General features: G+C 68.4%; 22 protein-coding genes. 12 read left to right on the top strand and 10 right to left on the bottom strand.

Annotated features, from left to right (window positions below):
* Window positions 1–1,662 carry a choline dehydrogenase gene (gene betA / locus ACOMG5_RS00460; RefSeq protein ID WP_420341803.1) on the top strand — a complete coding sequence of 554 codons (1,662 nt, stop codon included), beginning with the start codon at window positions 1–3 and terminating at the stop codon, window positions 1,660–1,662.
* Here betA and mnmH read toward each other — a convergent pair.
* Together mnmH and ACOMG5_RS00450 are read right to left on the bottom strand one after the other, a co-directional pair.
* On the bottom strand, window positions 1,631–2,683 hold the full coding sequence (gene mnmH / locus ACOMG5_RS00455; protein ID WP_420341802.1) for a tRNA 2-selenouridine(34) synthase MnmH: 1,053 nt from the start codon (window positions 2,681–2,683) through the stop codon (window positions 1,631–1,633). The genes betA and mnmH overlap by 32 nt on opposite strands.
* A 427-nt stretch (window positions 2,684–3,110) precedes the next feature.
* Complete coding sequence (locus ACOMG5_RS00450; protein WP_420341801.1) at window positions 3,111–6,206, bottom strand: valine--tRNA ligase; 3,096 nt, start codon at window positions 6,204–6,206, stop codon at window positions 3,111–3,113.
* A gap of 134 nt (window positions 6,207–6,340) precedes the next feature.
* Here ACOMG5_RS00450 and ACOMG5_RS00445 point away from each other — a divergent pair, with 134 nt between their 5' ends.
* Window positions 6,341–8,077, top strand: a complete 1,737-nt coding sequence (locus tag ACOMG5_RS00445) for a cobalamin-dependent protein (protein ID WP_420341800.1) — start codon at window positions 6,341–6,343, stop codon at window positions 8,075–8,077.
* Here ACOMG5_RS00445 and ACOMG5_RS00440 read toward each other — a convergent pair.
* Entirely contained in the window at window positions 8,057–8,806 is a 750-nt protein-coding gene (locus ACOMG5_RS00440) for a pyrroline-5-carboxylate reductase family protein (protein WP_420341799.1), read from the bottom strand. The two genes, ACOMG5_RS00445 and ACOMG5_RS00440, sit on opposite strands and share 21 nt — an antisense overlap.
* Before the next feature lie 167 nt (window positions 8,807–8,973).
* On the opposite strand from ACOMG5_RS00440, the gene ACOMG5_RS00435 reads away from it, so the two are divergent.
* Window positions 8,974–10,638: a Na/Pi cotransporter family protein gene (locus ACOMG5_RS00435; protein WP_420341798.1), complete on the top strand. Its 1,665-nt coding sequence runs from the start codon at window positions 8,974–8,976 to the stop codon at window positions 10,636–10,638.
* 835 nt (window positions 10,639–11,473) lie between these two features.
* On the opposite strand, the gene ACOMG5_RS00430 is transcribed toward ACOMG5_RS00435, so the two are convergent.
* Complete coding sequence (locus ACOMG5_RS00430; protein ID WP_420341797.1) at window positions 11,474–12,751, bottom strand: acetylornithine deacetylase/succinyl-diaminopimelate desuccinylase family protein; 1,278 nt, start codon at window positions 12,749–12,751, stop codon at window positions 11,474–11,476.
* 88 nt (window positions 12,752–12,839) lie between these two features.
* Between ACOMG5_RS00430 and ACOMG5_RS00425 the strand changes: the two genes are divergently transcribed.
* Together ACOMG5_RS00425 and ACOMG5_RS00420 are read left to right on the top strand one after the other, a co-directional pair.
* Entirely contained in the window at window positions 12,840–13,112 is a 273-nt protein-coding gene (locus ACOMG5_RS00425) for a hypothetical protein (RefSeq protein ID WP_420341796.1), read from the top strand.
* Window positions 13,113–13,121: 9 nt separating this feature from the next.
* A complete protein-coding gene (locus ACOMG5_RS00420; protein WP_420341795.1) occupies window positions 13,122–13,781 on the top strand; it encodes a DUF1523 family protein in 660 nt (219 codons plus the stop codon).
* A gap of 3 nt (window positions 13,782–13,784) precedes the next feature.
* Here the strand turns inward: ACOMG5_RS00420 and ACOMG5_RS00415 are convergent, their stop codons facing one another.
* From ACOMG5_RS00415 to ACOMG5_RS00405, 3 genes are all read right to left on the bottom strand, one after another.
* Window positions 13,785–14,129: a GNAT family N-acetyltransferase gene (locus tag ACOMG5_RS00415; protein WP_420341794.1), complete on the bottom strand. Its 345-nt coding sequence runs from the start codon at window positions 14,127–14,129 to the stop codon at window positions 13,785–13,787.
* 206 nt (window positions 14,130–14,335) lie between these two features.
* Window positions 14,336–14,695 (bottom strand): Grx4 family monothiol glutaredoxin, encoded by a 360-nt coding sequence (grxD, locus tag ACOMG5_RS00410; RefSeq protein ID WP_420341793.1) that lies wholly within the window; start codon window positions 14,693–14,695, stop codon window positions 14,336–14,338.
* A gap of 31 nt (window positions 14,696–14,726) precedes the next feature.
* The gene (locus ACOMG5_RS00405) at window positions 14,727–14,969 is read right to left on the bottom strand and encodes a BolA/IbaG family iron-sulfur metabolism protein (protein WP_420341792.1); all 243 of its coding nucleotides are present in this window, start codon (window positions 14,967–14,969) and stop codon (window positions 14,727–14,729) included.
* A gap of 240 nt (window positions 14,970–15,209) precedes the next feature.
* On the opposite strand from ACOMG5_RS00405, the gene ACOMG5_RS00400 reads away from it, so the two are divergent.
* The 6 genes from ACOMG5_RS00400 (at window position 15,210) to ccmE (ending at window position 21,780) form a co-directional block, all read left to right on the top strand.
* A complete protein-coding gene (locus ACOMG5_RS00400) occupies window positions 15,210–16,118 on the top strand; it encodes a LysR family transcriptional regulator (protein ID WP_420341791.1) in 909 nt (302 codons plus the stop codon).
* A gap of 335 nt (window positions 16,119–16,453) precedes the next feature.
* Entirely contained in the window at window positions 16,454–18,616 is a 2,163-nt protein-coding gene (gene purL / locus ACOMG5_RS00395; protein ID WP_420341790.1) for a phosphoribosylformylglycinamidine synthase subunit PurL, read from the top strand.
* A 66-nt stretch (window positions 18,617–18,682) separates the two neighbouring features.
* Window positions 18,683–19,495, top strand: coding sequence for a glutamate racemase (locus ACOMG5_RS00390; RefSeq protein ID WP_420341789.1), 813 nt, complete (start codon window positions 18,683–18,685; stop codon window positions 19,493–19,495).
* 161 nt (window positions 19,496–19,656) lie between these two features.
* Entirely contained in the window at window positions 19,657–20,202 is a 546-nt protein-coding gene (locus ACOMG5_RS00385) for a hypothetical protein (protein ID WP_420341788.1), read from the top strand.
* A gap of 96 nt (window positions 20,203–20,298) precedes the next feature.
* Window positions 20,299–21,327 carry an N-acetyl-gamma-glutamyl-phosphate reductase gene (argC, locus tag ACOMG5_RS00380; RefSeq protein WP_420341787.1) on the top strand — a complete coding sequence of 343 codons (1,029 nt, stop codon included), beginning with the start codon at window positions 20,299–20,301 and terminating at the stop codon, window positions 21,325–21,327.
* 9 nt (window positions 21,328–21,336) lie between these two features.
* The gene (gene ccmE, locus ACOMG5_RS00375; RefSeq protein ID WP_420341786.1) at window positions 21,337–21,780 is read left to right on the top strand and encodes a cytochrome c maturation protein CcmE; all 444 of its coding nucleotides are present in this window, start codon (window positions 21,337–21,339) and stop codon (window positions 21,778–21,780) included.
* On the opposite strand, the gene rocF is transcribed toward ccmE, so the two are convergent.
* Both rocF and metG read right to left on the bottom strand, forming a co-directional pair.
* Entirely contained in the window at window positions 21,777–22,697 is a 921-nt protein-coding gene (rocF, locus tag ACOMG5_RS00370) for an arginase (protein ID WP_420341785.1), read from the bottom strand. The genes ccmE and rocF overlap by 4 nt on opposite strands.
* A 52-nt stretch (window positions 22,698–22,749) precedes the next feature.
* Window positions 22,750–24,480, bottom strand: a complete 1,731-nt coding sequence (gene metG / locus ACOMG5_RS00365) for a methionine--tRNA ligase (protein ID WP_420341784.1) — start codon at window positions 24,478–24,480, stop codon at window positions 22,750–22,752.
* A gap of 131 nt (window positions 24,481–24,611) precedes the next feature.
* On the opposite strand from metG, the gene ACOMG5_RS00360 reads away from it, so the two are divergent.
* Window positions 24,612–25,847, top strand: coding sequence for an Hsp70 family protein (locus tag ACOMG5_RS00360; protein ID WP_420341783.1), 1,236 nt, complete (start codon window positions 24,612–24,614; stop codon window positions 25,845–25,847).
* Between the two features lie 4 nt (window positions 25,848–25,851).
* On the opposite strand, the gene ACOMG5_RS00355 is transcribed toward ACOMG5_RS00360, so the two are convergent.
* Window positions 25,852–26,346, bottom strand: coding sequence for an acyl-CoA thioesterase (locus ACOMG5_RS00355; protein ID WP_420341782.1), 495 nt, complete (start codon window positions 26,344–26,346; stop codon window positions 25,852–25,854).
* Window positions 26,347–26,374 lie beyond the last annotated feature (28 nt).

Here is a 26,374-nt window from a genome sequence, read left to right as displayed (position 1 = left end):
ATGGAAGCGGATTACGTCGTCATCGGCGCGGGCTCGGGCGGATCGGCCCTGGCCTACCGGCTGTGCGAGGCGGGCAAGAAGGTGATCATCGTGGAATTCGGGGGCAGCGATGCGGGCCCCTTCATCCAGATGCCCGCGGCGCTCTCCTATCCGATGAACATGAAGATGTACGACTGGGGCCTGAGCTCGGAGCCGGAGCCGCATCTGAACAACCGGGTGCTGGCGACGCCGCGGGGCAAGGTGATCGGGGGGTCGTCCTCGATCAACGGGATGGTCTATGTGCGCGGCCATGCGGGCGATTATGACCATTGGGCCGAGCAGGGCGCCGATGGCTGGCGCTTTGCCGATGTGCTGCCCTATTTCAAGCGGATGGAGACCTGGCACGGCGACGAGGGCCGGGGCGTGGGCGAGGCCGAGTGGCGCGGCCATTCGGGGCCTTTGCACATCACCCGCGGCCCGCGCGACAACCCGCTGTTCGATGCTTTCATCGAGGCGGGCCAGCAGGCGGGCTATCCGGCGACGGAGGATTACAACGGCCGCCAGCAGGAGGGCTTCGGCGCCATGGAGGCGACGATCTGGAAGGGGCGGCGCTGGTCTGCGGCCAATGCCTATCTGCGCCCGGCGCTGAAGGGCGGCAACCTGCAGATCGTGCGCGGGCTGGCGCGCCGGGTGGTGATAGAGAACGGCCGCGCGACCGGGGTGGAATTCGAGCGCGGCGGCAAGGTCGAGGTGATCCGGGCGCGGGCCGAGGTGATTCTGGCCGCGAGTTCGCTGAACACGCCGAAGATCCTGATGCTCTCCGGTGTGGGCCCGGCCGCGCATTTGCGCGCGCATGGGATCACGGTGCTGGCGGACCGGCCCGGGGTGGGCGCGAACCTGCAGGACCACCTAGAAGTCTACATGCAATATGCCGCGCAACATCCTGTAACGCTGTACAAATACTGGAACCTGCTGGGCAAGGCGACGGTGGGGGCGCAGTGGCTGTTCACCCGCCGCGGGCTTGGTGCTTCGAACCAGTTCGAGAGCTGTGCCTTCATCCGCTCCGACAGCGGCGTGGACTATCCCGACATCCAGTATCACTTCCTGCCGATCGCGGTGCGCTACGATGGCAAGACCGTGGCCGAGGGCCATGGTTTCCAGGTGCATGTGGGGCCGATGCGCTCCAAATCGCGCGGCTCGGTGACGCTGCGCTCCGCCGACCCGCGCGACAATCCGGTGATCCGGTTCAATTACATGAGCCATCCGGACGACTGGGACGAATGGCGCAAATGCATCCGGCTCACGCGCGAGATCTTCGGCCAGCCGGCGATGGCGGGGCATGTGAAGCGCGAGATCCAGCCCGGCGCCGGGGTGCAGAGCGATGCCGAGATCGACGATTTCGTGCGCGCCCATGGCGAAAGCGCCTACCACCCCTGCGGCACCGCGCGGATGGGGCGGCGCGACGACCCGATGGCGGTGGTCGATCCGGAGGGGCGGGTGATCGGGGTCGAGGGGCTGCGGGTGGCCGACAGTTCGATCTTCCCGCGGGTGACGAACGGCAACCTGAACGGGCCGTCGATCATGACCGGGGAGAAGATGGCGGATCATGTGCTCGGGCGGCGGCTGCCCTCGGAGAACATGGAGCCCTGGGTCAACCCGAACTGGCGCACAGCGCAGCGCTGATCCGGGCGGCGAGCGCGGGCAGGGCCTCGGGGGCGAGGCTGTCGGCGGCGATCACCGCCGCCGGGGCGGGGCCGCGCGCGCGGTGGCGGGCGTAGCGCGGGTCGTAGTGGTGCTGCATCAGCCCTTCGCAGAGCGCGGCATGGGCGCCGGCTGCGGCCAGCGCCTGCCAGGCGGCGATGCGTTCGGCCGGCTGGAACGGGCGCAGGGCGTCGATCGTGGCACTGAGGCGGGCGGGATCGGCCGCGATATCGGCATAGGTGCGGGCGAGGTAGCGGGCGCGTTCGGCAAGCGGTGCCGTGAGCGCGATGCGCGGCGCGGCCTTCATCGCCTCCCAGAGCGCGGGCGGCAGGCGGATATCGCCGATGCGTGCGCTTTCGGCCTCCAGCAGCAGCGGGCGGGCCGGGTCGAGCGCATCGAGCGCGCCCGCGAGGCGGCTTTCGAAGCCGGTCTGGGCGGGCTGCGGCCCCTGGGCGCCGAAGAGCGAGCCGCGGTGCCCGGCGAGGGCCTCCAGATCCAGGCATTGCACGCCGAGCGCGGCAAGGTGTGGCAGCAGCTCGGTTTTCGCAGTGCCGGTATTGCCCTCGAGCAGCACCACCCGCAGGGCCAGGGGGCGCTCATAGAGCATCGTCGCCACCAGATGGCGCCATGTCTTGTAGCCGCCCTCCAGCACCTCCGCGCGCCAGCCGATCTGGCGCAGGATCAGGGCGAAGGCATTGGAGCGCATGCCGCCGCGCCAGCAATAGACCAGCGGCCGCCAGCCGCCGGGGTGGTGGGCGAGGCTCTGCTCCAGATGCCGCGCGGTATTGCGCGCGACCAGCGCGGCCCCGAGCTTGCGCGCATCGAAGGGGGAGACCTGGGTATAAAGCGTGCCGACGCGGGCGCGTTCGTCATCGTCCAGCACCGGCAGGTTCAGCGCGCCGGGGAGGTGGTCGCGGGCGAATTCCGAGGGTGAGCGGACGTCGATGACGGTGTCGAAGCGGGCGGCGGCGATGGCGGAGAGGGTGTCGGGGCGGAATGGCATCGCGGGATCCTCCGGGCGGGCCGGGACAGGGACGATGCCCCCACCGGGGGACGGTTGCGGCGGGCTTGCCGGTTCCGGCGGGGCCGGGACGGGCGGTGGCGGGGCCGTTCGCCGGTGCAGCCGCGGGGGGCATGCGCCGCAGCGGGCCGTTTTGGCATATGGGCCGCTGGCGAGGCTACGCGGGCTTCGGGCGGAGGGGAAGATGCGCCGCACCATGGGAGGCTGATGAGGCCGCGCGGGCTTCAGGCCGGGGGGAGGCCGCCACCGGCGGGAGGGGCGGCAGATGAGGCTAGGCGGCCTTCAGGCCGAGGGGAAGATGCGCGGCCACCGGCGGCGCGGGCTACGGGCCGGCCGGGAGGCGCCCGCACCGGCGGGGCCGGGACGGGCGATTTTGCCGTGCGGGGAGGGCCTTGCGGCCCCCCGAGGATCAGCCGAGTTCGGCCAGGCGGGTGACGGCGGCGCCGATCTTGGCGGCCTCATCCTCGCGCTGGGCGAGGTTGTCGCGGGCTTCCTCGATCACCTCTTCGGCCGCGTTCTCGATGAACTTCGGGTTCGAGAGCCGGCCGCGCAGCGCCTGCGCCTCTTTCTCCACTTTGGCCAGCGCCTTTTCGAGCCGCGCCTTCTCCGCCTTCACATCGATCACGCCCTCGAGCGGCAGGCCGAACAGCGCCCCCGCGACCGGGATCGAGATCGCGCCCTTCGGGATCGCGGTTTCGGTGATGGTGTCGATGCGCGCGAGCTTCAGCACCAGCGCCTCGTTGCGGGCCAGCGCCGCGCGGGCGGGGGCCTCGGCTTCGGCCAGCACCATCGGCAGCTTCAGCCCCACCGGCACGCCCATCTGCGCGCGCGAGGACCGGATCGTCTCGATCAGCTCGATCACCCAGTTCATCTCGCGATCGGCCTCCGGGTCGATCAGCGTGGCGTCATAGGCGGGCCAGTCGGCATGCACGAGCATCTTGGCGCGGGTGCCGGTCAGGCCCCAGAGCTCTTCGGTGATGAAGGGCATGATCGGATGCAGCAGGATATAGCACTGATCGAGCACCCACCGCATGGTCTGGCGGGTTTCCTCGGCGTCTTCGGTATCGAACAGGGGCTTGGCGAATTCGACATACCAGTCGCAGACCTTGCCCCAGACGAAGCCATAGAGCGCCTGCGCCGCCTCGTTGAAGCGATAGGCGCCGAAGGCCGCGTCCACCGCCTCGCGCACGCGGGCGGTTTCGCCGATGATCCAGCGGTTCACTGTGTTCTGCGGCGTGGGAATGCCCGAAACGGGCGTTTCGAACACGCCGTTCATTTCCGCAAAGCGGGTGGCGTTCCACAGCTTCGTGCCGAAGTTGCGATAGCCTGCGATGCGGTCCTTCGACAGCTTCAGCACGCCGCCCAGGGCCGCCATCGAGGCATTGGTGAAGCGCAGCGCATCGGCGCCGAATTCGTCGATGATCTCCAGCGGGTCGATCACATTGCCCGCCGTCTTCGACATCTTCTTGCCCTTCTCGTCGCGCACGAGCTGGTGCAGGTAGACGGTGTGGAAGGGCACTTCGCCGGTGACGGCGAGCTGCATCATCATCATCCGGGCGACCCAGAAGAACAGGATGTCGAAGCCCGTCACCAGCACATCGGTGGGGAAATAGCGCGCGAGTTCGGGGGTGGTCTCGGGCCAGCCCAGCGTGCCGATGGGCCAGAGGCCGGAGGAGAACCAGGTGTCGAGCACATCGGCGTCGCGCCAGACCGGATAGATGAGGCGCGTGGGGTCTTGCGAGACTTCGTAGTCGGCGAGGGCGGCGGCGAGGGTCTCGATCGCGGCCTGCTTGTCGGCCACCTCGAGCACGCGCATGTGGCTGAGCGGCACCGGCAGGCCCGCGATGCCGTCGAGGAAGGCCTGGGTGACGGCCTCGAAGCTCGCGCCGCAATGATAGACCGGGTCGCGGTGGACCATGTCGTCGGTGATCAGCAGGCGGCCGAGCTCGACCTCATCGAGCGCGCCATCGCCCTCGTCGTCGGTGAAGGCTGTGACGCCGAGATCGAGCCCGTACCACACCGGGATCTGGTGGCCCCACCAGAGCTGGCGCGAGATGCACCAGGGCTCGATGTTCTCGAGCCAGTGGAAATAGGTCTTCTCGCCCGCTTCGGGCATGATCACGGTCTCGCCGCTGCGCACGGCCTCGAGCGCGCGGCCGACGATCTTGTCGGCATCGACGAACCACTGGTCGGTGAGCATCGGCTCGATCACCACCTTGGAGCGGTCGCCGAAGGGCTGCATGATCGGCTTCGCGTCCACCAGCGGGATCAGCGCGGGTTCGTCCTCGCCCGCGTTCGGGTTTGGGATCATCACCGCGAGGCCCTCGGCGGTGACGGCCTCGATCACGCGCGCCCGCGCCTCGATCCGGTCGAGCCCGCGAAGCTCGTCGGGGACGAGGTTCAGGCTGTCGACCTCGGCCTCGGTGAAGGCGGCGCCGGTGGCGATTTCGGCGGCGCGGCGGGCGGAGGCTTCGTGATCGAGCCCGTCCACCCGCATTTTCGCGCGGCTGTCCATCAGCCGGTAGAGCGGCAGGCCCGCGCGCTTCGCGACCTGATAGTCGTTGAAATCATGCGCGCCGGTGATCTTCACCGCGCCCGAGCCGAAGGCCGGGTCGGGGTAGGGGTCGGCGATGATCGGGATCTGGCGGCGGAGTTCCTTCGGCCCGACCGGGATTTCGCACAGCGCGCCGACGATGGAGGCATAGCGCTCGTCCGACGGGTTCACCGCCACCGCGCCGTCGCCCAGCATGGTCTCGGGGCGGGTGGTGGCGATGGAGATATAGTCGCGCTCTTCTTCCAGCGTGACGCGCCCCTCGGCATCCTTCTCGCGGTATATATAGGTGCGCCCGCCCGCCAGCGGGTATTTGAAGTGCCACATGTGGCCCGCGACCTCGATGTTCTCGACCTCCAGATCGGAAATCGCGGTCTCGAAATGCGGGTCCCAGTTCACCAGCCGCTTGCCGCGGTAGATCAGGCCCTTTTCGTACATGTCGACGAAGACCTTGATCACGGCATCGTGGAAGTTGCCCTCCTCGCCCGCAGGCGCCCCCGGCGCGCCCGACATGGTGAAGGCGTTGCGCGACCAGTCGCAGCTGGAGCCCAGCCGCTTCAGCTGGCCGATGATGGTCGAGCCGTATTTGCCCTTCCACTCCCAGACCTTCTTCAGGAATTCCTCGCGCCCGAGCTCCACGCGCGAGGGCTGCTGGGTCTTGGCGAGCTCCTTCTCCACCATCATCTGGGTGGCGATGCCGGCATGGTCCTGCCCGGGCTGCCAGAGGGTGTCGAAGCCGCGCATCCGGTGCCAGCGGATCAGGATGTCCTGCACCGTGTTGTTGAAGGCGTGCCCCACATGCAGCGCGCCGGTGACGTTCGGCGGCGGGATCATGATGCAGAAGGTTTCGGGCCGCTGCGCATTGGCGCCGGCCTTGAAGGCCCCGGCCTCTTCCCAAGTGGCATAGATCCGCGGCTCGGCTTCGCGCGCGTCGAACGTCTTGTCCATCGTCATCTTTCGTCCCTCCGGGTCTGCCGCTGTTCCTAACGAATTGGGGGCGCCAGTCCAAGGCCCCTGAGGGAGAATCCGGGCTTGCATTCGGGGGTGGTTGCGGGTGCTGTGCACGAAAGGCTGCGCGGGGTCAGGCGATGACGATACAACAGGCCTGGGCATTGACGGATCCGCGCCTGCGCCCGGGGGCGGAGCTGCTGGATGTGGGGCGCGCGCTCGCGCGCGACTGGCGGCTGGGGCCTGCGCCCTTCCTCGCGCAGGCCGGGGTCGCCTCCGAGGCCGCCTACAAGCGGCGCGCGGCCGCCGAGGGGCGGATCATGCAGCACGCCCATATCGGCTTTCGCAACATCGAGCGCACGATCTGGGCGATCTCCGAGGTGCACCAGGCCTGCACCCGGCAAGGCGTGACGGTGGACCGCTTCGGGATCACGCTCGACTGGTCCATGGGCTATCCGCCGGGGAGGCGGGCGGGGGCCACGCGCGGCACCGGCATCGTGCTGCAGGGGCCGGAGGATTTCATCCGCATCACCCATGCCGCCCCGGCCGCGGCGCATTTCGGCGATTTCATGATCGGGCTGCCGGGCGCGGTGGAGAATACCTGCGCGGCGCTGGCGGCGGGGGCCACCTCCTTTGGCAATCTCGGGCAGTATTTCACCTTCCGGCTGCCCTATTGGGACGATGACGTGGCCACGACCGAGGCCACGGTGACGGCTCTCGGGCTGCTGGCGGCGCAGCCCGAGGAAATACTGGTGCATTCGAACCTCGACGATGGCTTCGCCGGGCTGTTCGTGGATATGTCCTGCGCGCTCGGCATGGTGCTGATCGAGAAACATGTGGTCGAGGGGATGATCGGCGCGCGGCTGGCGCATTGCTACGGGCACCACTTCTCCGACCCTCTGAGCCGGGCCGCGTTCCATGTGGCGCTGGCCACGGTGAGCGACACGCCGGGCACGATGATCTTTGGCAATACGGTCGCCTATCAGTCCACGCCGGCGGGAAATTATGCGAGCCTCGCGAGCTATCTGCTCACCGATCTCGTCTCGCTCGGGCGGCGGCCTCTGGGCCATGCGGTCAATCCGGTGCCGGTGACGGAGAACCAGCGGATCCCGGATGTGGAGGAGATCATCGACGCGCAGGTCTTCGCGCACCGGCTGGCGGCTCAGGCGCCGATGTATGACGCGGTGTTCGACTGGCCCCGGGTGGAGGCGCTGGCGGCGGAGCTGGTCGCGGGGGGGCGGCGCTTTGCGGCGGCGGTTCTGGCGGGGCTCGCGGAGCGCGGCGTGGCGATGGCGGATCCGGCGGCGGTGCTGCTGGCGATCCGGCGGATGGGGCCGAAGCGGATGGAGGCGCTCTACGGGCCCGGCGCCGAGGGGCCGCGCGGCCGGGTGGCCCTGGTGCCTGCCGAATGGGCGCGCGCGCTGCAGCAGATGGCGGGGGACTGGGTGGCCGCGCAGGCGCCGCTGCCGCGCGCGGTGCGGGTCTGTATCGGCACCACGGATGTGCACGAGCATGGCAAGTTTCTGGTGGAGGAGGCGCTGGCGGGGCTCGGGGCCGGGATCGTCGATGCCGGGGTGGCGGTCGATCCGGAGGTGCTGGTGGAGGCGGCGCTGGCGGGCGGCGCGGAGGCGATCGGGATCAGCACCTACAATGGCGTGGCGATGAGCTATGCCCGCGCGGTGCTGGCGGCGCTGGCGGCGCGCGGGGCGGTGCTGCCGGTGCTGATCGGGGGCAAGCTGAACGAGATCCCGCCCGAGTCGAACTCCGGCCTGCCGGTGGATGTGACGGCGGATCTGGCGGCGGCGGGCTGCAGCCCCTGTGCAGGGCTGGATGAGATGCTGGCGGTGCTGCGCGGGCTAGCCGCGCAGGCGCGCTAGCACGGCATCGCAGGCCGCGTCCCAGGCCTCGGGCACGCCCTGCGCGCGCAGCACATCGAGCCCGCGTTCGGTGATGCCTCCTGGCGTAATCAGCGCCTGCAGCAGATCGGCCATCGGCGCGGGCTTTTCGGCAATGAGCTGGCCTGCGGCCGCGAAGGTATGGGCCACCAGCGCGCGGGCGACATCGGGCGGCAGGCCCTGCGCGGCGGACCACTGGGCGGTGCGCTGCACCAGCGCCTGCACCCAGCCATAGACGGCGGCGCTGACGGTCGCTGTCTCGAAATCGGCCTCCGAGGGGACGGGGATCACCGGGCCGATGCGTGCCAGAAGCGGCTGTGCAGCGGCGAGACCCGGGAACAGGACGGTGGGGCTGCGCCCGATTTCGGCGGCGGTGATCGGCATGATCCGGGCGGTGCGGGCAGGGGCCGCGGCGGAGAGCGCGGCCAGCGGCACGCCCGCGCAGGCTGAGAGCAGCACCTGCCCCGCGCGCCAGGGCAGGCCCCGGATCGCCTCTGCCGCATCCTTCGGGCGCACCGCCAGCAGGACGATATCGCAGGCGCGCACCAGATCGGCGTTGCTCCGCGCCAGCCCGTGGCCATGGGCCTGCGCGAGCGCCGGGCCCTGGCCGCGCGGGGCGAGCAGCACCTCTGCGGGGGCGAGGCCCGAGCCGCGCAGCCCCGCGAGAATGGCCGCCGCGAGATGGCCCACGCCGATGATGCCGATGGTCATGCCTGTCTCCGCTGTTTGGTGCAGCAAAGCCCGGATCCTCGGGCCTGTCCAGCCTCCGGGGCTGTAGCGCGGCGGCGGCACTCCGGCGCGTTTGTGAAATATTCATGACAGTCGGTTTGATTTAATCGGGCGGCAGGAGGAGACTGGGCGCAACCACGGGGTATTCCATGCATCCATTCGACATTCTGCTCCATCTGGCCGCGGCGGTGATGCTGTTCCTCTGGGCGCTGCGCATGGTGCGCACCGGGGTGGAGCGGGTTTTCGGCCCGGCGCTGCGCGACGGGCTGCGCAAGGCGCGCGGCGGCGTACCCGGAATGGCGGCGGCGGGCGGCGTGCTGGCCATGGTGCTGCAGAGCGGGACGGCGGTGGGCATGCTGGCGGCGGGCTTTGCCGCGAGCGGTACGCTGAGCGTGGAGCAGGGGATCGCGGCGCTGGTGGGGGCGGATCTGGGCTCGGCGCTGATCGCGCGGCTGCTGTCGCTCGATCTGTCGCAGCTGGTGCCGGTGCTGATCTTGCTGGGCGCGACGCTGTTTCTGAAGTTCGAGGGGCGCAGCGTGCGCCAGACCGGGCGGATCGTGCTGGGCGTGGGCTTCATCCTGATGTCGCTGATGCAGATGGGCGCGGCGACGGCGCCGCTGCGCGAAAGCGCGCTGCTGCCCGCGGTGGCGCATTGGCTGGAGAGCGACCCGCTGACGGCGCTGGCGGGCACGGCGCTGTTTGCCTGGGCGGTGCATTCCTCGGTTGCGACGGTGCTGCTCATTGCGGGGTTCTGTGCGGCGGGGATCGTGCCCTTGGTCGTGGCGCTGCCGATGGTTCTGGGGGCGAATGCCGGGGGGGCGATGATCGCCGTCTGGCTCAGCCGCAGCCAGCCGCCGGTGGCGCGGCGGATCCCGGTGGCGAACCTGATCTTCCGGCTGGTGGCGGTGGCGGTGGCATTTCCGTTCTGCGGCCAGGTGGCGGGGCTGTTCCCGGGCGTTCCGGATGCGGAGCGGGTGGTGAATGCGCATGTGGCCTTCAACCTGGCGCTGGCGCTGGTGGCGCTGCCGCTGGTGAGGCCGATGGCGCGGCTGGTGGCGCGGCTGCTGCCCGAGGTGGCGCAGGATCAGCCAGGGCGCGTCACGGCGCTGGACCGGCGCGCGCTGGAGCGGCCGGATCTGGCGCTGGGGGCGGCGCGGCGCGAGGTGCTGCACATGGGCGAAACGCTCGGGCGGATGCTGCAGCCGGTGGCCGAGCTGCTGGATGGCGAGCGGATTGCAGAGCTGCCGCGGCTGCGCGAGCAGGAGGCGCGGGTGAACGATTATCACACCGGCATCAAGCTGTTCCTGGCGGAGCTGCGGCGCCAGCCGCTGAGCACGGCGGAGGCGCGGGTGGCGGGAGATCTGGTCGATGTGGCGATCGGCTTCGAGCATGCGGGCGATCTGGTCTCCAAGACGCTTTACGCGCTGGCGGAGGACAAGGCGCGCAAGCGGCTGCGGTTCTCGCCCGAGGGCTGGAGTGAGATCCGTGCGCTGCATGCGCGAGTGGAGGCGAACCTGCAGATGGCGCTGAATGTGTTGCTGTCGTCGGATGTGGAAAGTGCGCGGGGCCTCGCACAGGAGAAGGAGGCGCTGCGCGCCATTGTGCGCGAGAGCAGCCGGCGCCACATGGAGCGGCTGCGCCAGGGCGGGGCGGACAGCATCGCCACGAGCGACATCCACATCGAGGTGCTGCGGGCGCTGAAGGAGATCAACTCGCTGCTCGTGGGGGTGGCCTATCCGATCCTGACCGAGAGCGGGGAGCTGCTGTCGAGCCGGCTGGTTTCGGGCGCGGATATGGACCAGACGCGGCACTGAGGGGGCCATTGGCCTCATTCGCGGAGGCTGGGCTGGTGGCACCGGCGCGGGCAGATTTGACGACGGGCCGGCAGTTTGCCGGGCGTGCAACAAGGCGGGACTGTTCTTGCGCGCAGCGTGGTTCCGCGGCCGGAACGCGGGCCTGATTGCCGCGACCGAGCTGGAGGCGCGGCCTCCGCTGCGGGCATCGGCGGGAGCCGGGCGCGGAGCCACGCTGCCACGAAATATGGCAGGGCGAGGAGGCGCCGCGCTTGCGGGGCGCGCGGCCACGCATGGGGGCATTTCGTGTATAGAGAAGCTCGTCGTTGTCTCTGATGGGCGGGATCGGATTGGGCTGCTCGAGAGGCGGCGGTCTAAGGGCCGTCTTGCACCGCTCTGGGGTATTCTGTGTCCTACCTCGGTGCGGTGCGGTGCGGTGCGGTGCGGTGCGGTGCGGTGCGGTGCGGTGCGGTGCCGTGTGGGTTGTATTGCTCGATTTCAGCCGTCGATATCGCTGAAGCCTGGTGCCGTGACTTCGCGGATGGGGGCTAGGGGCTGTGGGGCGAAGATGGTGTCGATTCTCGGTGCATTCCAGTCCTGCCGCGAGCCGGGGGGCGACGCTCGGGGGGAACCGGAGAGGAGCGAGGATCGGGGCATGGTGCGCACGAGAAAAGGTTTGGATAAGGGGTTGCGTCGTGCTGTGAGGGCGCGTCACGCAGAGCAGGAGCAGGAGCAGGAGCAGGAGCAGGAGCAGGAGCAGGAGCAGGACCCGGGCGGGGCGCGGGGCCTCTGCCTGGCTGCGCCGGTCGGGGTCGTCCGTCCGCGCGCTTTTGGCCTGTGCCCGGAACGGGGGCGGTTAGGTCAGCAGTTCGGCCAGAACCAGCGCCATGACCTTGGCCGCATCGGCCATGTCGTCGATGCCGATCCATTCGTCGGGCTGATGCGCCAGCTCCAGCAGGCCCGGCCCATAGGCGATGCAGTTTTTCAGCCGCCCGATCCGGTCGATGTGCTTCTGGTCATAAGTGCCGGGCGAGACGACATAGCCCGCCTCGCGCCCGAGCACGGCTTCGATCGCGGCCGCGGTCGAGCGCACCACGGGTGCGTCCCGGTCGGTCATGGTGGGCTGCACCTCGAACAGGGTTCGGATCTCGTAGCGGAAGCCCGGCCGGCGGGCGCGGATCCGCTCCATCAGCCGGGTGACTTCGGCCTTCACCTCCTCCGGGTCCTCCTCGATCAGGAAGCGGCGGTCGATCACGATGCGGCAGCGGTCCGCGACGCAGGGCGCGGGCAGGCCGGTGAACGCGGGGCCGAGATCCGGCTCGCCGCCGTGGATCGCATTGATGTTCAGCGTCGATTGCCGGGCGCCTTCCGGGATTACGGGCATCGCCGTGCGCTTCGTGGCCAGAAGGGGGAACAGCACCGCCTCCATTTCCTCCAGCACGGCGCCCATGTGCCGGATCGCGCTGTCGCCCAGGAACGGCATCGAGCCATGGGCGATGCGGCCATGGGTCTCGATCTCCGCCCACCAGACGCCGCGATGGCCGAGGCAGATCTGGTCCTTGTGCAGGGGCTCGGGGATGATGACGTGCTGCACGCGCTCGGGGGCGAAATAGCCGCGCTCCGCGAGCCAGGCGACGCCGCCATAGCCGCCGGTCTCCTCGTCGGCGGTGGCGGAAATCTCGATCGCGCCGCGATACTCCGGGCAGGCGGCGATGAAGGCCTCGGCGGCGATGACGGAGGCCGCGAGCCCGCCCTTCATGTCGCAGGCGCCGCGGCCATAGATGCGGCCTGCCTCCAGCTCGGCGCCGAAGGGATCGCGGGTCCAGCCATGGCCCACCTCGACCACGTCGTGATGGCTGTTGAAATGCACGCAATCGCCCGGCGCCCTGCCTTCGCGCCGCGCGACGAGGTTCCAGCGCGGGGTCGCGTCACTGTCGCCCGGCGTGCCGGTGGCGCGCAGCAGCTCCACCCTGAAGCCTGACCGCGCCAGCCGCTCGGCCAGGAATTCGCAGATTTCCTGATAGTTCCGCCCGGGCGGGTTCAGGGTCGGGATCCGGATCAGCTCCCGGGTCAGCGCGATCAGGGCGTCGCGGCGGCGGTCGATCTCGGCACGGATGCGGCTGGCATGGTCCATTCCCCGAGGCTAGCGCCCGGGCGGGCGCGCGTAAATGCTTCCGTGCGCGGCAAGAAACCGTTATCCAGAAACCGGAACGGGGGGCGCGATGGCCGGCTTTGCACGATTGATCTTTCTCGGGCTGTTTGCCCTGACCCTGATCTACTGGCTGGTGCGGGTCTATGCGCGCTCGCTGCGGCGCGAGGCGCTGGAAAAGGACTGGGACGCCGCCCGGGGGCAGGGCCTCGGCGCGCGGGACGACTACGTCTCGGCGGGTCTGGCCGAATATGAAAAAAGCCTGCGGCGCAAGCTGCTCTGGCTCGTCTATATCCTGCCGATCACGGTGCTGATCGTGCTGATCTTCTTCGTCAATGCGCAGTAGGGGGCGGTGATGCGTTACGTCAAATGGGCATTCTGGACGCTGGTCGTGCTGATCGTCGGCGGCTTCCTGCACTATACGCTGCCGCAGCACGATATCGTGCGAATCGTCGATACCTATCAGCAGCGGGTCGATACCACCGGCTGGGACCGCATCTTCTGGGTCGGCTCCAGCAAGACCCAGATCAACCAGTCCAACCGCGACGTGCAGTTCATTCAGGCCGCGCGCCCGAATGGCAAGGTGATCGTCTATCGCAACGAGGATACCGGCTGGGGCTGGCCGCCCTATTTCAAGTTCGACACGGCGACGCTGCAGGCGCGGGCGGCGGATCTGAAGTCCTCGGCGGAGGCGCCGAAATGGGTGTCCATCACGCATTACGGCTGGCGCAACGACCTGTTCTCGGCCTTCCCGAATGCAATGTCGGTGAAGCCGGTGGAGGGGCCGGATGCGCGGATCATCCCCTGGGCGAGCATCGTGATCCTGCTTGGGCTGGTGGTGCTGGTGCTGCTGGTGCGCGCGATGTGGCGGCAGTTCCGCGAGCGCACGATCGACCCGCTGGTGCACAACACCTCGGAGGCGATGGATGAGGTGGGCTACCGGGCCGAGGCCGCGGGAGACCGGGCGAAGGGCGCCTGGGGCCGGTTCAAGCAGCGCCTGTTCGGGCGCCGCTGAGGCTCAGGCGAGGCGCTTTTCGAAATAGACCCGCTCGAAGCCGTCTTCGCTGCGCCGCGCCGTTTCGGTGTAGCCGAGGCGGGGGTAGGGCGCGAGGTTTTCGGTCATCTTCGCAGTGGTATAGAGGCGGACCGCGACCGCGCCCTGCGCCTGGGCCGCCTGTTCGCAATGGGCGATCAGCGCGTTGCCGATACCGCGGCCCGCAGCGCCGGGCAGCACCGCGACGTTTTCCAGCAGCAGATCAGGCCCGGCGGCACGGAAGACGATGAAGCCCAGAAAGCCGCCATCGGCCTCGGTCGCGACAGAGACATCGCCCGCCGTGATCAGGGCCGCATAATCCGCAGCCATTGGCGCGGGGGGCGCCCGATGCGGGGCACAGAGCGGGCATAGGCCTGCCGGGCGCAACCCTGGATCGCGGGCGCGTCATCGGGACGGGCGCGGCGGATCACATGCGCCATTGCGAGCCTCCAGGGGGAGATCTGCCGCGGAAACACGGTGCCCGCGACGGATGGGGCGGCCGGAAAGCAAAGGCCCCGCCGAAGCGGGGCCGGGGCTCAGGCGTTGGCGGCGCGGATCGCATCCGCCTTGGTCTTGTCGAAGGTGATGCCCTTGTCCTCGAACAGCTTGTCGAGCTCGCCCGAGAGGGTCATCTCGGTGACGATGTCGCAGCCGCCAATGAACTCACCCTTCACATAGAGCTGCGGAATCGTCGGCCACTCGGAATAATCCTTGATGCCCTGACGCACGTCCGGGTCGGCCAGGACGTTCACGTCCTTGTAGGCCACGCCCATATAGTTCAGCACCCCGGCGACGCGGCTCGAAAACCCGCATTGCGGCATTTCCTTGGTGCCCTTCATATAGAGCACCACGTCGTTTGCGGTGATCTCGTCCTTGATCTGGTCGATCGCGCTCATCCTGTTCGTCCTTTCCTGCCCCGCCGGGGCGTTATTCCGGGGCCTTGGTCGTCAGCGCCAATGCGTGCAGGGGCGCATTCGGGCCATCCATCGCGCCCTTCAGGGAGGCAAAGACCGCGCGTTGCTGCTGGACCCGGTTCAGGCCTTTGAACGAGGCGTCGATGACTTCGGCCGCCCAGTGGTTGCCGTCCCCCGCAAGGTCGGTGATCGTGATCCTGGCTTCGGGGAAGGATCCCCGGATCAGGGTTTCGATATCCTGGGCTTCCATCGGCATGGGGTTCTCCTCGTCCTTCGCGCTCAATCTAAGCTGCGGGGCGCGGGGCGGCAAGGGGTGCGGGTGTGCACGATGCTCGCACATTGGGCAGGCGGGGGTGCATTCTTGCCACGGAACGGGACGAAAATAGCCGGTGCTGCCCGCTGTGCAAATTTCGGTCCGAATCCTGTTTGTGATGCTGAAACGATCCCTATATGCGATGGAAATGCAAAGCAGGAATGAGTTGGGCGCATGTCGGGAATGGATTGGGATAAACTGCGGATTTTCCACGCGGTGGCAGATGCGGGATCCCTCACCCATGCGGGGGATGCGCTGCGGCTGTCGCAGTCGGCGGTGAGCCGGCAGATCCGCGCGCTGGAAGAGGCGCTCGGCACGACACTGTTTCACCGCCATGCGCGGGGGCTGATCCTGACCGAGCAGGGCGAGCTGCTGTTCGATGCCACCTCGACGATGGCGAAGAAGCTCGATACCGCCGCAGCCCGGATCCGCGATTCCGAGGAGGAGGTGTTTGGCGAGTTGAAGGTCACCACCACGGTGGGCTTCGGGTCGCTGTGGCTCACGCCGCGGCTGTTCAAGCTCTATGAGAAATACCCGGATCTGAAGATCGACCTGATCCTGGAGGAGCGGGTGCTCGATCTGCCGATGCGCGAGGCGGATGTGGCGATCCGGATGAAGGAGCCGAGCCAGGCGGACCTGGTGCGCAAGCGGCTGCTGAACATCCGCATGCGGCTCTATGCGACGCGCAGCTACCTGGAGCGCGCAGGCCGCCCGCAGACGGCGGCCGATTTCCGCGCCCACCGGCTGATCTGCCAGGGGCCGAACGTGGCGCAGGTTTCGGCCGGGGCGCATCTGGTGCAGCAGCTGCTGACGCAGGAGGTGCATTCGATGCTCACGGTGAACAACTACTTCGGTGTGCTGCAGGGGGTGCTGAACCATATCGGCATCGGCGTGCTGCCGGATTACCTGGCGGTGGATTTCCCCGAGCTGGAGCGCGTTTTGCCGGAGGTCGAGTCGGTCGAGGTGCCGGTGTTCCTCGCCTATCCCGAGGAGCTGCGGCAATCGCGGCGGGTGACGGTCTTCCGCGAATTCGTGCAGGACGAGATCCTGGCCTATCGCCGGCTGCAATCCGGTGAGCCGGGCGTGGAGTGAGAGATATTCGCGCAACGCATGGCGGATATGCTGCATGCGCCGCACGAATTTTCTTGAAAAGTTTTCAAACTGCACATAAATCAAGCGCAGAAGGCGGTGATATGAGGAAACTCTCATCGACTTCTACCTCCCTGTTGGACTACGGCCGAGCTTTTGCTCGGCCTTTTTTTTGCCTTTACGGCCGCGCCGGAGCCGCCGGGGCCGGGTGCGCGCGGGCGGTGGCGGATGCCGGGGCTGCGGGGGCTGGTTTTCCGGCGCGCGGGCTGCGGCAACCCCTTTCCCCGAAAGGCCTGATGGCTTATGGGGAGGCCGAAGCCGCCCTCCGGAGGATCCCGATGAACGAGCCGCAGATCACCCCCGACCTCGTCGCCGCGCATGGCCTGAAGCCCGACGAATACGAGCGCATCCTCGAGATCATCGGGCGCGAGCCGTCGTTCACCGAACTGGGCATCTTCTCGGCGATGTGGAACGAGCATTGCTCCTATAAATCCTCGAAGAAATGGCTGCGCACGCTGCACACCACCGGGCCGCAGGTGATCTGCGGGCCGGGCGAGAACGCGGGCGTCGTCGATATCGGCGACGGCCAAGCCGTGATCTTCAAGATGGAGAGCCACAACCACCCCTCCTATATCGAGCCGCATCAGGGCGCGGCGACGGGCGTGGGCGGCATTCTGCGCGACGTCTTCACCATGGGCGCGCGGCCGATTGCGGCGATGGACAGCCTGAGCTTCGGCGTGCCTGCGCATGCCAAGACCGCCCGGCTGGTGCAGGGCGTGGTCGAGGGCATCGGCCATTACGGCAATTGCTTCGGCGTGCCGAATGTGGGCGGTGAGGTGCGGTTCCACAAATCCTACAACGGCAACTGCCTGGTGAACGCCTTCGCGGCGGGGCTCGCGGATGCCGACAAGATCTTCTATTGCGCGGCCTCGGGCGTGGGCATGCCGGTGGTTTATGTGGGCGCCAAGACCGGGCGCGACGGGGTTGGCGGGGCCACCATGGCCTCGGCCGAATTCGACGACACGATCGAGGAGAAGCGCCCGACCGTGCAGGTCGGCGACCCCTTCACCGAGAAATGCCTGATGGAGGCCTGCCTCGAGCTGATGCAGACCGATGCGGTGATTTCGATCCAGGACATGGGCGCGGCGGGGCTGACCTGCTCGGCCGTGGAAATGGGCGACAAGGGCGGCCTCGGCATCAAGCTGGTGCTCGATCAGGTGCCGCAGCGCGAGACCGCGATGACCGCCTATGAGATGATGCTTTCGGAAAGCCAGGAGCGGATGCTCATGGTGCTGAAGCCCGAGAAGCAGGACGAGGCCCGCGCGATCTTCGAGAAATGGGACCTGGATTTCGCGGTCGTGGGCGAGACCATCGCCGAGGACCGCTTTCTGATCGTGCATGGCAATGACGTTAAGGCCGATCTGCCGCTCTCGAAGCTGTCGTCGAGCGCGCCGGAATATGATCGCCCCTGGGTGGAAACGCCGGCTGCGGCGCCCCTCGGCGCGCTGCCCGCGATTTCCCCGATTGCCGGGCTGAAGGCGCTGATCGGCTCGCCGAATTATGCCGCGAAGAACTGGGTGTTCGAGCAATACGATACCCAGGTGATGGGCGATACCGTGCGCCGCCCCGGCCTGGGCGCCGGGGTGGTGCGGGTGCATGGCACCGACAAGGCGATTGCCTTCACCTCCGACGTGACGCCGCGCTATGTGAAGGCGAACCCGTTCGAGGGCGGCAAGCAGGCGGTGGCCGAGGCCTACCGGAACCTGAGCGCGGTGGGTGCGCTGCCGCTCGCCACCACTGACAACCTGAACTTCGGCAACCCCGAGAAGCCCGAAATCATGGGGCAGCTGGTGGGGGCGATCAAGGGCATCGACGCCGCCTGCCGGGCGCTGGACTTCCCGATCGTTTCGGGCAACGTGTCGCTCTATAACGAGACCGACGGCTCGGGCATCCTGCCGACGCCGACGATCGGGGCGGTGGGCCTGCTGGAGAGCCTCGACGGGCTGATCGCGGGGGTGCCTTCGGAGGGCGATCTCGCGCTCCTGATCGGGGTGAGCGCCGGGCATCTGGGGCAATCCGCGCTGGCCTATGAAGCCTTCGGGATCGAGACCGGCGATGCGCCGCATGTAGACCTTGTGGCGGAGCGCAAGCATGGCGAATTCCTGCGCGCGAACCGCAAGGCGGTGAAATCCGCGGCCGATCTCGCCGATGGCGGGCTGGCGCTGGCAGCCTTCGAGATGGCCGAGGCGGGCGGGGTTGGCGTCACGCTGGAGGCGGCCGATATCGGCGCGCTGTTCGGCGAGGATCAGGCGCGATATCTGGTCGCCTGCGATGCGGCCGGGGCTGCGGCGCTGGAGGCGGCTGCGGCTGCGGCCGGGGTGCCGGTGGCGCGCGTGGGCCGCTTCGGCGGCGCGGCGGTCAGCCTTGGCGGCGATGCGGCGCCGCTGGCCGATCTCGCCGCGCTCTATCGCGGCGCCTTCGTGGAAACGGTCGGGCTCTGACGCCCGTCCGCGCCGGATAACAGGCTGCGGGGCAGGGTCCCGCGGCCCCCTCAGGAGGAGGATGGCATGGCGGTTGGTGTGTTCGACAGCGGGCTCGGCGGGCTGACGGTGCTGGAGGCGGTCTCGAAGCGGCTGCCCGAGGTGGCCTTCGTCTATTATGGCGACAATGCCCATGCGCCCTATGGCGTGCGCGATGCCGACGACATTTTCCAGCTGACCTGCGCCGGGGTGGAGCGGCTCTGGGCCGAGGGCTGCGATCTGGTGATCCTGGCGTGTAACACCGCCTCCGCCGCCGCGCTGAAGCGGATGCAGGAGACCTGGGTGCCGAAGGACAAGCGCGTCCTTGGTGTGTTCGTACCGATGATCGAGGCGCTGACCGAGCGCAAATGGGGCGACAATTCGCCCCCGCGCGAGGTGGCGGTGAAGCATGTGGCGCTGTTTGCGACGCCTGCCACCGTGGCCAGCCGCGCGTTCCAGCGCGAGCTCGCGTTCCGCGCCATCGGTGTGGATGTGGAGGCGCAGCCCTGCGGCGGCGTGGTCGATGCGATCGAGGCGGGGGACGAGATCCTCGCTGAGGCGCTGGTCAAATCGCATGTCGAGGCGCTGAAGCGGCGGATGCCGCACCCCGAGGCCGCGATCCTGGGCTGTACCCATTACCCGTTCATGCAGGCCGCGTTCCAGCAGGCGCTCGGCCCCGATGTAACCGTGTACAGCCAGGCGGAGCTGGTGGCGGCCTCCCTGGCGGATTACCTGACGCGGCGGCCGGAATTCATCGGGCCCGGCACGGTCTCGAAATTCCTCACCACCGGCGATCCGGGCTCGGTCTCGGTGCATGCCACGCAGTTCCTGCGCCATCCGGTCCGGTTCGAGGCGGCCTGAGCGGCTGACGCGAGGTCAGGCGAAAATAGTATGGTTAACCGGGCGTTTCCGCCGGAATACCCCCTTCCCAAACGCTGAGGAAGGTATATATCGCGCGCCGATACAACCGGAGGTGGTTCTCCGGAGGCGTGCGGGCCGGGGGCCCGGAACAGGTGCACATCATGATGTCGAAGGTTATCCCGGGTGCGGCTGCGGCGATCGCGGCTTTGTGCCTGCTCTCGCCCGCCACGGCCGCGACGGTCGATCTGAGCGCGAATGCGTGGCAGATCGTCACGCTGCATGATGTGAGCTCGGCCACGCTCGATTTCACGCTGGCATCGGGCGGCAGCAGCTACATCAATTATGGCGGCTACATCAAATGGTCGACCCGCGCCGACGGGCGCCAGACCGGGGATGGCCCCTGGGGCACCTGCTACGACTGCGGCTATGCGGGCGGCGGCTGGGACCTGAGCTATAATCCGTGGAACCTGGCGGGCAGCACCACGAGCAAGGCCGTGACCGTGGATTTCGGTGGCACGCAGGAGAGCGTGTACCTGTACATCCGCGCCACTTATGGCGCGGGCCTGCTGAGCTATGCTGAGGCCGCGCCCGCCGCGGAGCCGGAGCCCGCGCAGCCTGACCTGCCCGCGGTGCCGCTGCCGGCGGGCGGGGTTCTGCTGGTTTCGGCGCTGGCTCTGGCGGCGATGGGGCGGCGCAAGGCCGCCTGATCTGCAAAGACCCTTGCGTCCGGTGGCAACTGGCCGGAAAAGAGGTCCGGGCCCCGGGTGGCCCGGATTTTCGGTTTTTGCAGCAAGGATCGGGCCATGACCCAGAATATCGCCATCCTCGGGGCTTCGGGCTATACCGGAGCGGAGCTTGCCCGCATCATCGCCACCCACCCCTCGATGCGCATCACCGCGCTCTCTGGGGACCGGAAAGCCGGGATGAGCATGGGCGAGGTCTTCCCGCATCTGCGCCACATGAACCTGCCCGATCTGGTGAAGATCGAGGAGCTCGATTTTTCCAAGATCGACCTTGCGTTCTGCGCGCTGCCGCATGCCACCTCGCAGGCGGTGATCGCGGCGCTGCCGCGCGCGCTGAAGGTGGTGGACCTGTCGGCCGATTTCCGGCTCCGCGACCCGGCGGAATACGAGAAGTGGTACGGCAAGCCGCATGCGGCGGTGGATCTGCAGCAAGACGCGGTCTATGGCCTGACCGAATTCTACCGCGACGAGATTCGCGGCGCGCGGCTTTGCGCCGGGACGGGCTGCAACGCCGCCGCCGGGCAATATGCGATCCGGCCGCTGATCGAGGCGGGGGTGATCGACCTTGACGAGATCGTGATCGACCTGAAGGCGGGGGTCTCGGGCGCCGGGCGCTCGCTGAAGGAGAACCTGCTGCATGCCGAGCTTTCGGGCGGGACCATGCCCTATTCGGCCGGCGGCAAGCACCGGCATCTGGGCGAATTCGACCAGGAATTCAGCAAGGCCGCGGGCCGCCCGGTGCGGGTGCAGTTCACGCCGCATCTGATGCCGTTCAACCGCGGGATCCTCGCCACCGTCTATGTGCGCGGCACGCCGGAGGAAATTCACGCCGCGCTGGCCGCACGTTATGCGAAGGAAGTATTTCTCGAAGTGCTACCTTTTGGCACACTCCCCTCGACGCGGTCGATCGCCGGGTCCAACTATGTGCATGTCGGCGTTGTCGGCGACCGTATCCCCGGCCGGGCCGTGGTGCTAGTGGCGCTCGACAACCTGTGCAAGGGCTCATCGGGGCAGGCGATCCAGAACGCCAACCTGATGCTGGGGAACGAGGAAACGGCGGGCCTGATGCTGGCGCCCGTCTTCCCGTAAGGAGAGGCGATGAGGAACCTGAAGAAGAAGCGGCGGATCCAGATCATCGCCGTGGCGGCGGTGGCGCTCGCGGTTTCGACCGCGATGATCGGCTATGCGATGCGCGACGGCATCAACCTCTTCAGGTCTCCGAGCCAGGTGACGCAGCTGCCGCCCGCCTCGGGCGAGGTGTTCCGGCTGGGCGGGCTGGTAGAGGCGGGGACGCTGGTGCGCGGCGCCGGCGAAACCGTGACCTTCCGCGTGACCGATGGCGGCCATTCGATCCCGGTGCGCTTCACCGGCGTGCTGCCCGACCTGTTCAAGGAGGGGCAGGGGATGGTGGGCACCGGGCGGATGGAGGGGGAGACCTTCGTTGCGACCGAGATCCTCGCCAAGCACGACGAGAACTACATGCCGAAGGAAGTGATCGACGCCCTGAAGGAACAGGGCGTCTATGAGGAGCCGAAATCCTAGTAGGAGCGGGTCGGGCGGTCGAAGACCTTGCGGCCCATCAGCGAGCCCACCAGATCGACCATCAGCTTCGCGGTGCGGCCGCGGTCATCGAGGAAGGGGTTCAGCTCCACGAGGTCGAGCGAGCTCACCAGGCCCGATTCGTGCAGGAGCTCCATGACGAGATGCGCCTCGCGGAAGGTGGTGCCGCCCGGTACCGTGGTGCCCACCGCGGGCGCGATCGACGGATCCAGGAAATCCACGTCGAGCGACACATGCAGCAGGCCATTTTCGGCCCGGACCCGATCGAGGAATTCCGCCAGCGGCGCGCGGATGCCGCGCTCGTCGAGCACGCGCATGTCGGCGATCTCGATATCGGTTGGCATCAGGGCCGCGCCTTCGGCCGGGTCGATCGAGCGGATCCCGAGCATGCCGATCCGGTGCCCGGGCACCGGATGCGGGAAGGGCGGGAAGCCTGCGAAACCCGCGCGCCCGGCGATATAGGCCACGGGCGTGCCGTGCAGGTTGCCCGAGACGGTGGTCTCGGGGGTGTGGAAATCGGTATGGGCATCGAGCCAGAGCACGAACAGCGGCCGCCCGAGCGCCGCCGCATGCGCGGACATGCCCGCGACCGACCCGAGCGAGAGCGAATGATCCCCGCCCATGAAGATCGGGAAGCCGGTGAGTGCGGCAGCGATGCCCGCCTCGGTCAGCGCCTCCGTCCAGGCGACGGTCTCGGCCAGATGGTGGATCGCCGGGTTCGGATGCGGCATCGGCGCGCGCGGGGCCGGGGTGATGTCGCCCATGTCGGTGACGGTGTGGCCGAGCTCGGTGATGGCGGCGGCGAGGCCCGCCACCCGGTAGGCCGCAGGGCCCATCAGGCAGCCCGCCCGCTTCTGGCCGCTGTCCACCGGGGCGCCGATCAGGATGCAGGTCGTCATGCGGATCTCCTTTCAGGGCGAGGATAGGCGCCGCGGCAGGGCGGCGCCAGCCTCAGCTGCGGATGCCGGAGAAGCGCTTCTGCCAGTCCTCGCGCTCCTCGTCAGCGATCTTGCGGAACAGCACGTCCGGGGTCTCGAAGGCATGGCCCGCGGGCAGCAGGCTGAGGGCCGCGCCGATATCGGTGGGCCAGCTGCGGTCCTCGGTCTTGAGCGCGGCCAGCATCAGATCGGCCGCATCCGGAATGAAGGGCGCCGACAGCACCGCATAGAGCCGGGTCAGGTTCAGCGCGAGCCGGGTTTGCGCCGCGGCCTGCGCCGGCTCGGTCTTGAACACGGTCCAGGGCGCGGCCGATTGCAGGTATTCGTTGCCCGCGACCCAGATCGCACGGAGCTCGGCGGCGGCCTTGCGGACCTCCTTCTCCTCCATGAAGCCCTCGTAGGCGCGCACCCGGGTGTTCAGCTCCGCCACCAGGGCTGCCTCGCGCTCGCCCCAGGTGCCGCCCTCGGGCAGCGCCTCGCCGAATTTGGAGCGGCAGAACTTGGTGATGCGGCTGACGAAATTGCCCAGCACATCGGCCAGGTCCTTGTTCACCGAAACCTGGAAATTCTCCCAGGTGAATTCGGCGTCGGAGCTTTCGGGGGCATGGCTGAGCAGCCACCAGCGCCAGTAATCCGGCGGCAGGATCGAGAGCGCCTGATCCATGAACACGCCGCGGCCCTGCGAGGTGGAGAACTGCCCGCCTTCATAGTTCAGGTAGTTGAAGGACTTGATGTAATCGACCATCTTCCACTGCGCGCCGCCCGCCCGGTTCACGCCGATCAGCGTGGCGGGGAAGCTCAGCGTATGGAAGGGTACGTTGTCCTTGCCCATGAATTCGGTGTAGGTCACGTCCCCGGCGCCCTTGTCGGTGCGCCACCAGCGCTCCCAGTCGGCCTCGGTTTGGCCATGGGCATCGGCCCATTCGGCGGTCGCGGCGATATATTCGATCGGCGCATCGAACCAGACATAGAACACCTTGCCGTCCATGCCCTGCCACGGCGCGCCCTCGAATTGGGCGGGGACGCCCCAGCTCAGGTCGCGGGTGATGCCGCGGTCCTGCAGGCCGTCGCCATCATCGAGCCATTTCAGGGCGATCGAGGTGGTCAGCAACGGCCAGTCGGTCTTGGCCTGGATCCAGGTGCGGATATCGTCGCGCAAAGATTTCTGCCGCAAGAACAGGTGCTTCGTCTCGCGCAGCTCGAGGTTGGTGGAGCCCGAGATCGCGGAGCGCGGGTTGATCAGGTCGGTCGGGTCGAGCTGCTTGGTGCAGTTCTCGCACTGGTCGCCGCGGGCCTTGTCGTAGCCGCAGTTCGGGCAGGTGCCCTCGATGTAGCGGTCGGGCAGGAAGCGGCCGTCATCGACCGAATAGAACAGCTTCTCGGCCACTTCGGCGATCAGGCCCTGTTCGCCGAGGGTCTTGGCCATGTATTGCGTCAGGCCGCGGTTGCGCGCGCTGGAGGAGCGGCCGAAATGGTCGAACGAGAGGCGGAAGCCGCGGGCGATCTCGGCCTGGACCTCGTGCATGTCCTTGCAGTAGTCGGCGACGGGCTTTCCGGCCTTCGCGGCGGCGAGCTCGGCCGGGGTGCCGTGTTCGTCGGTGGCACAGATGAACATGACCTCATGTCCGCGGCCGCGCAGGTAGCGCGCGAACAGGTCCGCGGGCAGCTGGCTGCCGACGAGGTTGCCCAGGTGCTTGATGCCGTTGATATAGGGAATTGCCGAGGTGATGAGATGCCGCGCCATGTCTGTCCTCTGGTCCGTATGAGGGCGATCTACTAGGGATTCGCGCGCAAGGCCAGAGCCGAGGCGGCAAATGGCCGCGATCTTGCGCCCGCCGGTGCGATCCTGTAACCCGGCCCACCCGCAGCACGGAGATGGCCATGTTCACCCTCGCGATCGACTTCGGAACCTCCAACTCCGCCGTGGCCGTGCATGACGGCAGCGCGGTGCGCCGGATCCCGGTGGCGGAGGGCGAGGACACGCTGCCGACGGCGGTGTTCTTCCCGGCGGACAAGGGCGCGATGCGGATCGGCCAGCCCGCGGTACGGGCGCTGATCGAGGGCGAGGAGGGCCGCTTCATGCGCGCGCTCAAGAGCATCCTCGGCACCGCGCTGTTTCACGAGCCGCGGCTGATCGCGGGGCGGCGGCGCACGCTCGCAGAGGTGGTGACGGCCTTTCTCGCCGATCTGCGCACCCGCGCCGAGGCACGCACCGGGCTACGCTTCACCCGCGCGCTCTCCGGCCGGCCGGTGCATTTCCACAACGATCCGGAGCGCGATGCGCGGGCAGAGGAGGATCTGCGCGGCTGCTATCTCGGCGCCGGTTTCACCGATGTCGCCTTCATGTTCGAGCCGGAGGCGGCGGCGCTTGCCGCGCAGGGCCTGACCGAGGGCACCGGGCTGATCGTCGATATCGGCGGCGGCACCTCGGATTTTTCGGTATTCCGGGTGGAGGAGGGCCGGGTGCGGATCCTCGCGAGCCATGGGCTGCGCCTGGGCGGCACCGATTTCGACCAGACCGTATCGATGAGCCATGCCATGCCGCTGCTGGGCCATGGCGGCGCGCTGACGCGGAGCATGGGCAAGGGGCTGCTGCCGGTGCCGAACGCGGTCTATCTGGACCTCGCCACCTGGGCGCGGATCCCCTTCGTCTATAGCCCCGAGACCCGCCGCCTGGTGGCGGACATGCTGAAGCATGCGGTGGATGCCCGCGCCATCGGCCGCCTGCAGAAGGTGATCGGGGAGGAGCTGGGCCACAGCCTCGCCTTCGCGGTGGAGAAGGGCAAGATCGCCGCCAATTCCGGCGCGAATGACGCGCGCATCAACATGGCCTTCATCGAGCGCGGCCTTGCAGCCCCGATCGGGGCGGCCTCTCTGGAAGAGGCTTTGGCCGGGCAGCGCGCGCCGCTGCGCATGGCGATGGAGGAAACGCTGCGCATGGCCGGGCTCGGCGCTGCGGCGATCGACAGCGTGGTTCTGGTCGGTGGCTCCAGCCTGATGGGGCTGGTCACCTCGGAGGCGCTGGCGCTGTGCCCCGGGGCGCGGCAGCTGCGCGCCGAAGCCTTCACCGCCGTGGTCGATGGCCTCGCCATCGCCAGCCGCCCGGCCTGAGGGCTCAGCCGCGCGCGGCGGCCTCCATTTTCTGCGCGAATTCGCGGCGCAGCTCCTTGCGCAGCTCAGCGGCGCGCCAGCGGTGCACCTGCAGCTCGTCTTGCGGCGTGAGCGGCGGGATTTCGGTGGGGCGGCCGGTCTCGTCCACGGCGACCATGGTGAAATAGCAGCTGTTCGTGTGCCGCCGGGTGCCTGAGGGGATGTTCTCCGCCTCCACCCGGATCCCGATTTCCATCGAGCTGCGGCCGGTGTGGTTCACGCTGGCTTTGAAGCTGACCAGCTCGCCCACATGGATCGGCTGCTTGAACGTCACCTGATCGACCGAGAGCGTCACCGCATAGCGGCCCGAATAGCGCGAGGCGAGCGAGAAGGCGACGCGGTCGAGCCAGTTCAGCAGCGCGCCGCCATGCACCTTGCCCGAGAAATTCGCCATATCCGGGGTCATCAGCACCGTCATTTCAAGCTGGCGGCGTTCGTCTTCGGTCAGATGGCTGGTCATGTTCTGTCCCTGGCTGTTTGCCGCAGAA

Source organism: Paenirhodobacter sp., from assembly GCF_041916475.1.
Taxonomy (GTDB): Bacteria; Pseudomonadota; Alphaproteobacteria; order Rhodobacterales; family Rhodobacteraceae; genus Rhodobacter.
The sequence above is the reverse complement of the archived record's forward strand: the minus strand, read 5'-3'. Positions and strand labels throughout refer to the sequence as shown.

Coding starts and splice junctions, on each gene's coding strand:
- betA (WP_420341803.1), top strand. CDS start 1: ATGGAAGCGGATTACGTCGTCATCGGCGCGGGCTCGGGCGGATCGGCC.
- mnmH (WP_420341802.1), bottom strand. CDS start 2,683: ATGCCATTCCGCCCCGACACCCTCTCCGCCATCGCCGCCGCCCGCTTC.
- ACOMG5_RS00450 (WP_420341801.1), bottom strand. CDS start 6,206: ATGACGATGGACAAGACGTTCGACGCGCGCGAAGCCGAGCCGCGGATC.
- ACOMG5_RS00445 (WP_420341800.1), top strand. CDS start 6,341: ATGACGATACAACAGGCCTGGGCATTGACGGATCCGCGCCTGCGCCCG.
- ACOMG5_RS00440 (WP_420341799.1), bottom strand. CDS start 8,806: ATGACCATCGGCATCATCGGCGTGGGCCATCTCGCGGCGGCCATTCTC.
- ACOMG5_RS00435 (WP_420341798.1), top strand. CDS start 8,974: ATGCATCCATTCGACATTCTGCTCCATCTGGCCGCGGCGGTGATGCTG.
- ACOMG5_RS00430 (WP_420341797.1), bottom strand. CDS start 12,751: ATGGACCATGCCAGCCGCATCCGTGCCGAGATCGACCGCCGCCGCGAC.
- ACOMG5_RS00425 (WP_420341796.1), top strand. CDS start 12,840: ATGGCCGGCTTTGCACGATTGATCTTTCTCGGGCTGTTTGCCCTGACC.
- ACOMG5_RS00420 (WP_420341795.1), top strand. CDS start 13,122: ATGCGTTACGTCAAATGGGCATTCTGGACGCTGGTCGTGCTGATCGTC.
- ACOMG5_RS00415 (WP_420341794.1), bottom strand. CDS start 14,129: ATGGCTGCGGATTATGCGGCCCTGATCACGGCGGGCGATGTCTCTGTC.
- grxD (WP_420341793.1), bottom strand. CDS start 14,695: ATGAGCGCGATCGACCAGATCAAGGACGAGATCACCGCAAACGACGTG.
- ACOMG5_RS00405 (WP_420341792.1), bottom strand. CDS start 14,969: ATGCCGATGGAAGCCCAGGATATCGAAACCCTGATCCGGGGATCCTTC.
- ACOMG5_RS00400 (WP_420341791.1), top strand. CDS start 15,210: ATGGATTGGGATAAACTGCGGATTTTCCACGCGGTGGCAGATGCGGGA.
- purL (WP_420341790.1), top strand. CDS start 16,454: ATGAACGAGCCGCAGATCACCCCCGACCTCGTCGCCGCGCATGGCCTG.
- ACOMG5_RS00390 (WP_420341789.1), top strand. CDS start 18,683: ATGGCGGTTGGTGTGTTCGACAGCGGGCTCGGCGGGCTGACGGTGCTG.
- ACOMG5_RS00385 (WP_420341788.1), top strand. CDS start 19,657: ATGATGTCGAAGGTTATCCCGGGTGCGGCTGCGGCGATCGCGGCTTTG.
- argC (WP_420341787.1), top strand. CDS start 20,299: ATGACCCAGAATATCGCCATCCTCGGGGCTTCGGGCTATACCGGAGCG.
- ccmE (WP_420341786.1), top strand. CDS start 21,337: ATGAGGAACCTGAAGAAGAAGCGGCGGATCCAGATCATCGCCGTGGCG.
- rocF (WP_420341785.1), bottom strand. CDS start 22,697: ATGACGACCTGCATCCTGATCGGCGCCCCGGTGGACAGCGGCCAGAAG.
- metG (WP_420341784.1), bottom strand. CDS start 24,480: ATGGCGCGGCATCTCATCACCTCGGCAATTCCCTATATCAACGGCATC.
- ACOMG5_RS00360 (WP_420341783.1), top strand. CDS start 24,612: ATGGCCATGTTCACCCTCGCGATCGACTTCGGAACCTCCAACTCCGCC.
- ACOMG5_RS00355 (WP_420341782.1), bottom strand. CDS start 26,346: ATGACCAGCCATCTGACCGAAGACGAACGCCGCCAGCTTGAAATGACG.